The following is a 13,768-nucleotide window of genomic DNA, read 5'->3' on the forward strand; positions in this document are numbered from 1 at the left end:
AATCATTTGGATAATTTGTAAGCCATTGGGGGCCTACCTTGAATACTCAACAATAAAACATCGTTGAACCGCAACAAGTGGTCAACTTGGCCCTGAATATTCAATCCCGAGCTTGTTTGATCTATGTATTCAAAATTTCCCTTTCCATCTCCTTTTAGTAGCATACCGTAGTTTGCATCGGACCGCGCAAATCGCAATTTAAGGTGATGGTTATTTCCAAAGAGGGCCATATCTTGATTTCCATCATTGTTATAATCCAGTATTTCGATGGCATTTACCTGGGAAAACTGAGCTTGAACTGGTAACTTCATTTCACGGAAGCCTTTCTCCGGAGTATTCAAAAACAGGGCAGTTTTCGCATAGTTTATCGATAGTTTATGGGCCTTTCCCAGGGTTTTTTTATCAAAAATATCATTCAATGTGGCCTGGGCATAACTTTTATAGTCTGTGAATTTTGACCGGAGCCCGGCAAGCTGTCCCAAAAGTTCATCCCTTGTAATCCCGGGATAACTTTTTCCCCCAATGAAATAAAACAGTACAGGATCAACCGAACCGTTATTGTCAAAATCCGAATAATAGAGTTCTGCGGGTTGATTTTTCGAAACTTGAAATTGGGTGTTCGTTCCAAGATTGCCTACAACAAAGTCGGTCAAACCATCATTGTTAAAATCCCCTTCCTTAATTGTGTTCCACCATCCCGTGTATTTTTCATCAAAATAATTTGATGTGATTTCATGTAACTTTCCTTCCCTTAACTTAAACATTGATAGTGGCATCCACTCACCAACGACCATCAATTCCTTGGAATTGTCATTATCGAAGTCTGACCAAAGCGCATCGGTGACCATCCCCAGATTTTGCAACTGGGGGGCTATATTTTCTGTAACGTCTTGAAAATTGCCATTGCCATCATTCATCAAAAGATAACTTTTTGGGGACTCTGGATATCTACCCGGTACTACCCGACCACCTACAAAAATGTCGGGAAATGAATCTTGATTGATATCATGTATCACCACAGTTGCCGTGCTGGTGGGCATTTGTGGCAAAGTGCTTCCCCTTTTTAAGAAACCTCCCCGGCCATCGCCAAAGTACAGGCGGTCTTGCAGCAATTTACCGTTCGGCAAGAAATCATGGTATCCCCCACTGGTCACATAAATATCCAAATTACCATCGGAATTGGCATCAAAAAAAACGGCATCGGTATCTTCAAAGCCTTTATCGTTCTCAAAATCCGGTACGCTTCTTTTTTGAAAATAGCCATTGGCACGCTGTAAAAAGAGTCCGGCCCCTTGTCCTTTTACCCCCCCAACAAAAATGTCCCCCATACCGTCATTGTTTACATCACCTTTGGCCAGACAAGGCCCTAGATGTGAAAATTGACTGAGCAACAGGGTTTGGCGTTTGAAGTCATTAAACTGATTTGCAGCATTGGTATGATAATTGACCGGAGATGTTGTTACAGTAAAGACCGCATTGGTTTCCCTTATTTTCTTAGTCTCGATTTTTGAAGTATTTTCCTGGTTTACCCGTAATTTTTGGTTTGCGAAAACATCTCGTAGCACTTGTGTCGTTAGGTCATTCCAAACAATTTTCAGGGAATCCACTTTTTCTTCCCTTCCCAGGCCAAAATGCAAGATATCGGAAACCGATGACAGATAGCCCCTTGTTGTGATCTGTTCCAGAAATTGTTGTTTTCCCTTGGTATAAATGGTGACCTTTGCCCCCAGGCCCCTTTTGTTCCCTCCAATTCCCTTAAGCCCGATTTGCAAAAAATTGGCTCCTTCTTTTTGATTGGACTCATTTCGGTAGATAAAGGCCGGCTTGTTGATGTTGTTTACGACCAGATCCAAATCCCCGTCATTGTCCAAATCGGCATAAGCGGCCCCATTACTGTTGGCAATATGTTGGACGCCCATTTCCTCGGTGACATTCTTGAATCCAATGCCATCCTTGTTTTTGTACAAATAGTTGGCCAAATCGGTAGATGGCATTTTTTCAATTAAACGCAATACATCTTCCCGTTTGAGCCTCCCTTTGGACTGTATCTGGCCATCCATGTAATTGATGAAATCCAGATTGGTATAATCCCGGAAATACCCATTGGTCACATAAAGATCCTTCCAGCCATCATTGTCAAAATCGGCCAATAAAGCAGCCCAACTCCAATCGGTATTCGAAACTCCCGAAAGTTGCCCAATCTCACTAAAGGTGCCGTTGCCATTGTTCAGTTGAAGCATATTCCGCATATATTGATGGTGGAAACCACTGCGGACATTCAAATCAAACTTTTCATAATTATCGGGCCATAGCAATAATTTTTGTCTTAGGTTATCTTCTGGTAGCATATCCAAGGTAAAGATATCCTGCAGGCCATCATTGTTTACATCGGCTATATTGTTGCCCATGGAAAAGTGGCTGATATGCCCCATAGATGGTTTTAACTTGTCTGAAAAGGTGCCATTACCATTGTTAATGTATAAATAATCGGGAACGGTATAGTCATTGGAAACATAAAAATCCTCCCAGCCATCATTGTTAATGTCACTTATGCACAATCCAAGTCCATAACTTAAAGAGGAGCCGTTTATTCCCGAAGAAAGGGTGACATCCTTAAAAGTTCCTTTAGATTGCCTATATAACCGTAACCCAATTAGCGGATTATCTGTTTTTAACAACTGCTTTGTGCTTTTCTCGTTTAAAACTGGAAGCGATTTGGGGTTATGGTTGAGCAAGAGCATGTCCAGATCGCCATCATGATCATAATCAAAAAAATGCCCCTGATTGCTAAATGCCGGACTGTCCAAGCCATATTCTTTGGCCTTCTCCTCGAAGATGGGAATTCCATTACCATTATTTCCCTGATTGATGAACAATTGATTTCGTCGTTTATGGTCCGGCAATGCACCGGAATAACAGAGATAGATATCCAATCTATCATCTCCATTGATGTCCACGGCGGTTACCCCTGTTTTCCATGGTCCATTTCTTCCCCCCACCTTGGACTCCACAGTGGTATCCTTAAACTCCATGTTGCCCTGATTGATGTAAAATTTGTTATCGCCCATGTTGGAGGTAAAATAGAGATCCATTTTATAGTCCCCATTAAAGTCCCCCACGGCGACACCTCCTCCATTATATAAATATTCGTACATCATCACATTCATGTTCAAACCTTCCTTAAGGACATTCTGAAAATGGACATTGGTGCTATCGGCAGGTAATAGGGTAAAAAGGGAGGATTGTAGCTCTTTATGTGTGTCCGTAACGGTTTTTTTTCGAGAGCAGCCAACTGCCAATAAGGATATAAAAGATACTATTGATAGGGAAAACTTCAAATCTCTTTATTGGTTTGGTTGAAGGTAAAAAACCTACCCCATTATGGGGATGGATTTTTGATTGAAGTAAATAAACTAATTTAACGTGAGTTCGATACAATTTTTCTTCATTTCATTACGAAAAGCCACTCAATTTGACGGATTTTGGTTGATAAAAAATTATGTCGAACTCACGTTAATTTAAACATATTGTTTCACTATATGACTAGTAACCAGGGTTTTGAACCAGCAAATCGTTTCTGTTCATTTCATCCCGGCCAATCGGCCAGAAATACAGTTTGTCGTCCCAAGATCGAATCTCATTATCCGTATTGCCCACAACTGTATAGGTATAATCATAGACATCCCTATCAAAAGTATAGGGTGTATTGGGCATGGCGCCAGTTTTTAATATGGCTTCCACATTGATGACCTGAACCCCCCTACCCAAGGTTTCTGGCGCAATCAACCATCTTCTGGCATCATAAAAACGTTGTTCTTCGTATGCCATTTCTATCCGTTTTTCATTGATGAACCTTTCCAATAGTGCAGGACCAGAATCGTTGATTTCAGGCATTCCGGCCCTAAACCTAATTTTATTGAGCCAGTTACGGGCTTCGGCATCATCGCCAGTTTGAATACATGCCTCAACATAGTTAAATACAACCTCAGTATATCTTAAGAAGGGCCAAGGCACGGTTTGGGCATCATCAAAATTATCCCTTTTGCCTGGATCGGGGTCGATAAACTTCCTTACATAGTAACCTGTTCGTGTCCCATTCCAATCTTCAATCACGGATTGTCGGGTATCCACCCCTGCAATAAACTCTCCATTCCCCAGATCATAACGTCCGGTCTGAATTTGGTTCACTGGGTCAATGCTCGTCACAGCATCAGGTCGTGGTTTCCAATCCGCGCCATCATAAAGAACAGTTCCATAGAACCTTGGATCTCTATTGGCATAGGGGTCTGAAGCATGGGCTGGATTGCCCCAATCAAATTTGGTTCCATCCATCATTTCATAATCATCCACCAGTTGCTGTATCGGGGTGTTGCCCGCCCAATTGTTATATCCGTTGGGGCCATTGTTTATGCCAAAGTTAATGCCGCCCAAGGGCCAATCATCCTCTTCGGTAAATAATGGAGTATGGGTACGCTCAAACAGATTGTCCGCAGCGGCTGCAGCATCGCCAATGGAACTTTCCCCGCCCATGGCCAGTGAGATATAGTTCTGCCTGCCTTCTTCAAAACTAACCGGTGCAATTAAGTCTAGTTTATAGCCAGTGGTAGCATCCAATACCTGTTTGGAAGCTGTTTTGGCCGCTTGCCAACGTGTGGCCCTATCTCCTGAAGTATAAGCCACTAGCTCCAGATTATTATATGATGCATGCGCGGAAGATATGCCCGAAACAGTGGGGCCATCATACAGGTCGCTAGCTGCATAGGTCAGTATCCTGGATTTTAAGGCCATGGCGCTCAACTCAGAGGCCCTTCCCCGAACATATCCCTTGCCGGTCAATAAAGGAATGGCCCTGTCCAGATCATCATTGATAAATTGGACGGTCTCGGCCAACGTATTTCTGGCAATGCTGTAATCTTCATTTAATCCATAAGGATTTTCAATTAATGGAACCCCTCCATAGGTCCGCATCAATTGATGGTAATAATAGGCCCTTAGGAAAAGGGATTCTCCCATAAGCCTGTCCTTTAGGTCCTGGTCATCAAAGGTAGCCTCCGGTAGTTCCTGAATGGCGATATTGGCATCCCGTACCGCTGTATACAGTTCCCCCCATGTGGGCAATACCCTGGTATTTCCCAAATTGGCGGGGTCCAGGGTTCCTTCGGTAAGCACATTCAATTCCCGCCCGGAATGGGTGAACATGGCCTCGTCCGTTAGGGAGGACAAGCCTTCTTCCTCAAAGCCGCCATATCCCAGGCCGGAATACACATTAAATACAAAAGCCTGTGCCAGGGCGGCATCGCCCCATGTGGCATCCGAGGAGATCCTGGAGTCCTGGGGAGATAGATTCAAGATATCGTCATTGCAAGAACCCAACAACATAACGGTTCCCATTAAAAATAAAACCAACTTTTTCATAACTCAATTTTTAAAATGTTACATTAAACCCCGTGCTTATTACCCTGGAAAGGGGGTATACCGTTCCTGCACTATTGGCCAGTTCTGGATCAAAAATATCGTTCGCGGCAATGGTGAACACATTTTGGCCACTGAGATATATCCTAAAATTGGACAGGCCCAATGGTTCTATGATTTTGCTATCAAAGCTATAACCCAATTGGAACGTCTTTAGTCTAATAAAATCCTTGGAAAACAAAAAATAGGTATTATCCCCAAAAGCACCCTCCGTATAATAGGTATCCCCCCTGCTGGCCAATCTGGGATGAACACTGCTGGGATTGTCTATGCTCCATCGATTATCATAAAAGTGCTTGAGATAGTTACCAATATCACCGGATTCGGTAAATATTCTTACTGAGGCCCCGGTTGCGCCCTGGAAAAGCACGGCTAAATCAAAGTTTTTATAGGTGGCATTAAAGGTAATTCCAAAATTAAAGGTAGGTTGTTGGTTCTCATCCAGCCGAACCTGGTCATCGGCATCGATAACACCGTTGTTGTCCACATCCCTAAACTTCATGTCCCCAGGGCGCAATTGTGAAGTCACGGCACTGTAATCCAAAGTGTTGGCCGCTATATCGGCTTCATCCCGGAAGACACCGTCAGAAAGGTATACGAAATGGGCCAGCCAAGGTTTTCCTTCCTCGCGTTGGTAAGACGGGATTCCCGGAATTTCATCGATAAAATCTACGTTGTTTTGCGCATAACCTCCGTTGACCCCAAAATCGTATTGAAACCCTTCGGGGTTTCCCCCAAAATACCGCAATGAGAACTCAAAACCTTCGTTGGTAAGGCTACCACCATTGACCGGGGGGAGACGATCCACGATTCCGGAAGATTCCGGCGTAGAACCAACTTCCTCTATTAACATTTGGTCCCGCTTGTTGAGAAAATACTCAAAAGTAAAGGCGAGTTTATTATCCCAAACCCTTCCGTCCAAGCCTATATTAAAATTTTTGGCCCGTTCCCATGTAAAGTCATTATTGGATAATGTAGGTTCCGAAAGGATGGTCTGCACATTGCCATCAATAGGGTACCGATCAAACTCGTAAAGGGATAAAAAGGCAAATTCAAAATCCCTAAGTTCCTCAACCGAGATTTCCCCATCCCTGTCCCTGTCGAATGCCACCCGATCGTTGCCCAGTTCCCCATAGGAGGCCCTTAGCTTAAGATCATTGATAAAATCGACCTTAAAAAAGTCCTCCTTGGCCATATTCCATCCGGCCGATACGCCAGGAAAGAACCCAAAACGGCTATCTTCGGGAAAGATATAGGAACCGTCATACCGCCAGGTAAATTCGGCCAAATACTTTTCCTGATAGTTATACTTCACCCTACCGTAATATCCCAAACGGGTGTTATTGGTAGCAAAGCCGGTTGCTTCCTGGCCAATTTCCCCGCCGACATCAAGTTGGTCCACTGCAGTGGAGAGGAAGTCCCTTCTAAAACCTGTAAGGGTCTCGGCATTAAATTCCTCGCGGGTCACCCCCGCCAAGATATTGATCTCGTGGTCCCCAAACACCTTATCATAGTTCAACAATGCCGTTAAGTTTATATTTTGCCTGGTTCGTTGTTCCTGGGTCAAATCCGCCCGGGTAAAGGTGGATCTGATAGCGGGTGTAAGAATGGGTTCCCCTGTATTGATGTAGGTATCCCTGTCCAAAAAGTACAGCTCCCATGGGGTTCTCCATATTTTTCTGCTTTGGTAATCATGGTCCACCGCTGCGGAAAGGGTCAACTTTAACCCATCTATCCAAGGGTTGGTGATTTCAAAGGCACCGTTTAACTGAATAAAATCGTCAATTCTTCGGTCGTACCCGGTGGCATTGGTTGTTATCACTACGGGCTGTTCGCCGTTTTCAATATCGGGTCCGGGCTCACCGGTGGGCCAAACGGCCACGTCGGTGGGCTTGCCCCGCATGGTCATTCTAAAGATTGCGTTGGCATCTGCAGTAGGGAAATTTCGGTTCTCCTTCCTATAGGTCACCCCAAATTTTGAAGTGATGTAGTCATTGATCTGTGCTGTGGTATTTATCCTAAAATCATATTGTTGGTAACGGGTGGCGGAGTTCACATAAATAGCTTTTTGGTCCAGGTATCCCATAGAGGCAAAATATTTGATCTTTTCGCTGCCGCCGTTTATGGACAGTTCGTGCCTGCTTTGTTCCGCCCAATCCCTGAAAATGGCATCAAACCAATCCGAGTCGGGATACAGGTAAGGGTCGGACTGGGTTCTGTAGCCCTCCACGTCCTGAGGGGAAAACACAGCATTTACCGTTCCCAAATCACCATCCAACGGGGTATAGGAACCCGTGGTCCTAATGGCCTGTGAGGCAGCGGACCATTCATTGGCCGGTATGCCATAAATGGGCAGTTCGTTCCTGATATCTGCATACTCCAAGGCATTGGCCATATCGGGGATTACCGTGGGTTGGTTAAAACCAAAATCGGATGAATAGGTGACCACGGGTTTGCCCACCCTTCCTTGTTTGGTGGTAACAATGATGGCCCCGTTGGCCGCCCGGGCTCCATATATGGCCGCCGATGCATCCTTTAGCACGGAGATGTCCTCAATATCGCTGGCCCTTAAACGGGCCAAACCCCCGGCCCTATCGGGAATACCGTCAATAACAATCAAAGGACTGGAATCACCTGTGGTATTTACACCCCTTATGGTAATGTTCGCTGCATCAGATCCAGGTTCCCCTGTGGTCTGTATCGCCACAAGTCCGGGCAACCTACCTGCCAGTGAATTTGACACACTGATTTCTGGAGAGGATGTCAATGTCCGTCCTTTTACCGCAACTACGGCACCGGTAACCGTAGCTTTTCTCTGGGTGCCATAGCCAACGACCACCACTTCATCCAGACTGGCGGCCGATTCCTGTAACTGGATGGAGAAACTGGTTTGGTTCCCCACGGCTACCTCCAATGTTTGGAACCCAACGTAAGATACCTGTAAAATGGCATTGGCATCAGCCACGCTCAATGTAAAGTTTCCGTCAAAATCGGTCTGGGTGCCATTAGTGGTTCCCTTTTCCACAATTGTGGCACCGGGCAAAGGCTGGCCTGCCACATCGGTTACAGTTCCGGTAATGGCCAATTGTAGCCTTGGCTGCACAACTTCTTTGGTAATTTCCCCCAGCGGGGCCTCAGGACTCCGATTGGCCACCCCCGAAATGGGCTGGCTTGGTCCAGGACCCTCCCCAGTCCTATGCTTTCTCTTCACCACAAAGGTCTTTCCATTTACAAAATCATACTCAAAATTGGTATTGGAGAAAATCATTTCCAGCAAATTATTCGCTTTGACCACTCCTTTTTTCAAAGAAATCCTTGGTCTTTTTTTCATAAGGTCATGCCTGTAGATAAAATCATAGCCTGTTTGCCTATTGACAAGCTTAAAGAGCTGTTTGATGCCCAAGGTCAAATCTTCCTCGATCACAACTTCCGCATCCTGGGGAAATACATGCTTGGGCCCCAAAGCAAAGGTCAAAGAGCAAAATAAAAAGGTAAAGGTTCTCATAAGTAATTTAAAGGTTCCAATCCGATAATGGACAGGCCCGTTCCCAAACTTATTTTCCATAAATTTGTTTTTTGGTTTAGTTAGACATTTAGTTGGTATTGAATCAATCTGGAGGAAGGCTACCACGGTGCAAGTGTTATAGCCTTCTCCCTTTTTTACTTCACTATTATTATTCCGTCAACAATCTCAAAATCCAAGTTTTCCCCTTCGCTTGTCACTTCGAACAGTTCCAGGACTTCCTCAATTTTTTTGTTGCGCTCCAAAACCGCGGTAAAGGTCAACTCCTTTTTTTCCATGGATTGAAAAACGGTTTCAACATTATACCATCTGGAGAGTTCCTTCATTATCGCCTCCAAGCTTTCTTCCTCAAAAACAAATAAATTGTTCACCCAAGAAACCTCGCGTATCGCATCTACCTGCAGTATTTCAATTTGCTCGGCCCCGTCATGGACAAGTGACTGATCATTGGGCTTAAGAATTTTTAGCTCGCCGCCATTTGCAACGGCCACACTTCCCTCAACAAGTGTCGTTGCCACGGTATTCTCATTATTGTAGGCCTTTACGTTGAACTTTGTGCCCAGTACACGAATATTTTGGTTTCTGGTCAGCACATCAAAAGCTACCCCACCGTTTTGCGCGCCCGGTGAAACTTCAAAATAGGCCTCGCCATACAAAAGCTCCACAACCCTGGGCTTGGACCTTTCAAACCGTACCGGGTATTTAATCTTGGAATCTGAGTTTAGCCATACCTTGGTGCCATCGGACAACTCCACAAAAAACCTACCTCCCCTAGGAATGGTAAGAAAATGGAAATGGGATTTTTCATCCCCTAATCCGTTGGTATTGCTTTTGGCATAGGTGATGGACCTGCCGTCACTGGTAAGTCTTCCATTGTTATAGGTCCTGTCCTTTTCAAGCACCATTTGGTCACCGTTTTCTAAGGTAAGTATGGCCTTGTACTTACCAATTTCTACCGGTATTTTTGTCTCGACGGTCTTTTGCCGACCAACGAACAGACCTAAAAAAACCACCATGGATGTAAACACCAGGATGGAAGTGACCTTGCCTATATTGGTCAGCTTTCTTTTTCTATTGGTAACCCTAACCTTTTCCGCTATCGATTTTTTTGCATTCTCCAAATCGTACTCCCCCATATAGAGTGAAATTAAAAACTGTGCCCTTACAAATCCATTGAACACAGATAGGTTTTGATCCCCTTTTAAATAGGTCTCAAGATGATCCAACTCTTCGGCGTTTGCCTCCCTTCCAAGGAATTTGGTGATCAATTTTCTAAATCTTTCGGTCTCTTTCATATTGTCATCTTAACAATTAATACGGATGATAATTTGACAACCCTCTATTTTTTTAACTTTTTTTTTGACTTTTTTTTTGACTTTTTATCAAAACAATAAAAGAAATTGGTCCATAAAGCTTTTGAACATCCGTAGTTGCACATAAAACGTTATGTCCATCTGAACTGGTTTCAGGTTCGCATCATAAGGAATTACCGTTCAACAGAATAGGGGTTTGAAGTAAATTCGGAATAACAAGAGAAATACCATTATGTCACTAAACAGGCATCAATTAATGTTTTATTGTTTTGTTCGATTTTTGAAGATGGATTCCAACCTCCCGTTGAAAGTGGTTTAAAACCCAAGAAATACAATTATTTCTCCTTTGTTCCCATATTTTTTTTAGATTTGGTCGTATCCAACTGTTTTTTATGCCCATTTCAGATTCAAAGGCAGACGCCATTATGGCAGAAAAACTAAAATCAGGTGATTTGACCTCTTACAACGCTTTGGTGGATGCTTATTACGTCAACCTTTGCACTTACGCCTATACCCTTACACAAGATTATGGTATTGCCGAGGATATTGTTCAAAATGTTTTTGCGGACATCTGGATGAAGCGAAGGAACATCAATTCCAAACTTTCCCTCAAACACTATCTATACAGGTCGGTTTACAACAGTTTCATAGACCAGTATCGAAAAAACAAGCCCATTGTCTATCTTGAGAAAAAATACTTTGAGGCCATTGACCTAGTGGTGGAGGACGATCGAGGGGATTTTAGTGAGTTGATAAAGTTAATTGAAAAGGAAATCAATAACCTCCCCCCAAAATGTAAACGGATATTTCTGCTCAACAAAAAGGACGGTCTTACCCATACTGAAATCTCGGAGTATCTCAAAATATCGATCAAAACTGTTGAAGGACATATAAATAGGGCCTTTAAAAGGTTGCAGGAAAAACTTGGTAAGCAGTCGGCTACCCTATTGTTCCTGCTATTTGGATTTGAAAACATAGTGTACGGTAATGCCCATTTTCCTGGCGATTCCAGCAAAGCCTAAGAATCCTGAACTCCCTTCACGTATTGTTTAGGATATTCAGGAATAGACCCACCTATTGATTTTCATTGCAATAGTTTTGTTCCAATCGCCCATTGAAATTGACGAATCCTTTGATAACGTATCGTACATGCAAAGTAGGCGATTGCGGGCTTTAAACTTATGGGACCGGAACACTGGAAAGCGGGACAATACCATGATTATACCTATTTTATAGATACATTGTTGGGTATAAAAGCCTCATATCGTTGCCCCCGTGCCCTTAGTTCGCTGGGTAAAATGCAATGGTACACAAAGGCATTGACCGGTGTCGCAATGCCATATTTTTCGCCCAACCCGACCACAGTCCCGTTTTGGTATTCAATCTCCGAAGGTTTTTTATCCCAAACATCCCGGGTTAATGAGGATGTGGCATCATAGGGATAGGTATCCACAAAAGCCACCGTTTTGTCCACAAAATCCGCTTCAATGTGTACCCCCATTTTTTGGGACAACAGGAATATCTCCGTGAGCAAATCGATCATAAGCTGTCGAGTTCCCCTTAGCTCCCTTAATTCTCCGTAGGTGGAGTTGGATACGACCAATAATCCACTTAAACAGATGGTGATGAATTTTTTCCAGAGATCGGCTTCGATATCTTCAGCTATTTCCGAGGCTATCCCCGCTGTTCTAAATAGCTCCTGCACCCTAAAAACCCGGTCCGTTTTGGCGTTATTGAGTTCCCCAAATATAATTATTGGCGTAACACCCGAATGGCGAATCACCCCCGGGGATTCGATTTCACTAATTATCCGACATAGTCCCCCCAGGATGTTGCCTCTATTTATTTTTTCTGACAGCTCCTCCGCTATAAATACCCCATTTTGCAAGGGAATGATCATACTGTCCTTTTTTAGGATTTTGCTGATATCCTCCCGGATTTCTCTGATCTGCCAGGATTTAACACCGATCAATATGACATCGGGTCTGTCCAGCTCGGTTATTGTATCCGTGGCCTGAACGGTATCCAAACGAAAATCGCCCAGTATGCTTTTAATGTGCAATCCCTTGTTTTGCATCGCTTTTAAGTGCGCTCCCCGTGCTACAAATGTCACGTTATATCCGGCCTGGGCCAATTTGGCCCCAAAATACCCCCCTACTCCCCCCGTTCCTATAATTGCTATTTTCATGGTATTCAATGGTGTTTATACTGTATTCCCTGCTGTTGTACATAATTATGCATGGTCGTAAAATCCTATGACCATTTTATTTGAACAGTTTCCTTCATCAAAACCCGATTGGTCAGTGACCTTTAGCGACCTTCCATCACTCTACAGCTTGCCCTTGGGAGGGTTTTAAAAACAAAAACCCATTGGGTTTATACACCTTCCCAAATGGGCGAACATTGAAATCCGATAGTTCAATGATGCTCATATGGTTGTCCAGGGCATTCGACACAAAGGCTTGGGTACCATTGGGGGCAATCCGGACATAGATGGGTGCTTTGCCGGTGGCTATCCGTTCCAGGATTTCACCCGTTTCCAAATCTAGGGCCAAAACCAGGCCATCATAAGGGCATGGCGCCAATAAAAGCCGTTCATCCGGACTTAAACAGGAATAAATGATTTGTTTGACCCCTAAATCCGTAAAGTGTTTTTGGATGCTCAGATCCGCGGTGCTGATCATGTAAATTTCATTCAGGCAACTCAAGATCAACTGTTGTCGATCTGAAGTAAAGGTCATTCCCCGAACCGGTGTTGCCGTAGGAAAATGATCCAATTCCTCGCCGGTAACCGCATTATAGGTATAAACGCCATTTGCCCCGGCCAACGACCAAATGCGATCTCCAGAGGAAGAAAACTCAAAATTGTGGACCCCTTTGGCCAGGGGAAAGCTACGTTTTATCCCGCCTTTTTGGGCATCATAGACCATCATGGAGTCCCCATATTCCAGATTGACGAACAATTCCTTTTTTGTTGGGGGCCTTAATTTAAGGCCATGGGGGGCCTTGCAGGTATCCGGCACCTTTCCATGGGTACGATAGGTAGGCCAGTACTGGACATTGGATAGATCTTTTAAGTCGAATACGGACAAGGTGGTACCGGGAATTCCGATGGTAGTATCATAATCCTCCACTCCAAAATTGCTGACGTAGACCCTTTGGGTACTACTATCAAATTCAATTTCATGGGGATTGAAACCTACTTGAATGCTGTCTAGTAAACGGCCATCGCTATGGAATAGTTTTACCTGGTCCCCGCCTTGTTCAACGACCAATACCTGGAAATCGGTTGTTGTTACTGCCTGTCCTTTTCGGGTGGCATCGTTTTTACATCCAACAATCAGCAAGGTAAAAACCATACTTGCCAAAAAACAGCTATAGGTTGTTTTCATTTTTACACGTATTACCAACAGTTCCCTGTATAGGTCCAGTTGCAGTTTTTAGTTGTTTTTACCATTCA

The 13,768-nt window shown here is 43.9% G+C and carries 7 protein-coding genes; 1 reads left to right on the forward strand and 6 read right to left on the reverse strand.

Annotated features, from left to right (window positions below; translation table 11 throughout):
- Positions 1 to 2 precede the first annotated feature (2 nt).
- The 4 genes from L0P88_RS07235 to L0P88_RS07250 form a co-directional block, all read right to left on the reverse strand.
- Positions 3 to 3,338 carry a VCBS repeat-containing protein gene (locus L0P88_RS07235; RefSeq protein WP_247133935.1) on the reverse strand — a complete coding sequence of 1,112 codons (3,336 nt, stop codon included), beginning with the start codon at positions 3,336 to 3,338 and terminating at the stop codon, positions 3 to 5.
- A 205-nt stretch (positions 3,339 to 3,543) separates the two neighbouring features.
- The gene (locus L0P88_RS07240; RefSeq protein WP_247133936.1) at positions 3,544 to 5,415 is read right to left on the reverse strand and encodes a RagB/SusD family nutrient uptake outer membrane protein; all 1,872 of its coding nucleotides are present in this window, start codon (positions 5,413 to 5,415) and stop codon (positions 3,544 to 3,546) included.
- 10 nt (positions 5,416 to 5,425) lie between these two features.
- Positions 5,426 to 9,037 (reverse strand): SusC/RagA family TonB-linked outer membrane protein, encoded by a 3,612-nt coding sequence (locus L0P88_RS07245; protein WP_247133937.1) that lies wholly within the window; start codon positions 9,035 to 9,037, stop codon positions 5,426 to 5,428.
- Positions 9,038 to 9,132: 95 nt separating this feature from the next.
- Positions 9,133 to 10,290 carry a FecR family protein gene (locus L0P88_RS07250; RefSeq protein WP_247133938.1) on the reverse strand — a complete coding sequence of 386 codons (1,158 nt, stop codon included), beginning with the start codon at positions 10,288 to 10,290 and terminating at the stop codon, positions 9,133 to 9,135.
- Between the two features lie 410 nt (positions 10,291 to 10,700).
- Here L0P88_RS07250 and L0P88_RS07255 point away from each other — a divergent pair, with 410 nt between their 5' ends.
- Entirely contained in the window at positions 10,701 to 11,330 is a 630-nt protein-coding gene (locus tag L0P88_RS07255) for an RNA polymerase sigma factor (protein WP_247133939.1), read from the forward strand.
- A 203-nt stretch (positions 11,331 to 11,533) separates the two neighbouring features.
- Here L0P88_RS07255 and L0P88_RS07260 read toward each other — a convergent pair whose 3' ends face one another.
- Both L0P88_RS07260 and L0P88_RS07265 read right to left on the reverse strand, forming a co-directional pair.
- Entirely contained in the window at positions 11,534 to 12,496 is a 963-nt protein-coding gene (locus L0P88_RS07260) for a ketopantoate reductase family protein (protein ID WP_247133940.1), read from the reverse strand.
- 136 nt (positions 12,497 to 12,632) lie between these two features.
- Positions 12,633 to 13,700 carry a hypothetical protein gene (locus L0P88_RS07265; RefSeq protein WP_247133941.1) on the reverse strand — a complete coding sequence of 356 codons (1,068 nt, stop codon included), beginning with the start codon at positions 13,698 to 13,700 and terminating at the stop codon, positions 12,633 to 12,635.
- Positions 13,701 to 13,768 lie beyond the last annotated feature (68 nt).

It is taken from the genome of Muricauda sp. SCSIO 64092, assembly GCF_023016285.1.
GTDB lineage: Bacteria > Bacteroidota > Bacteroidia > Flavobacteriales > Flavobacteriaceae > Croceivirga.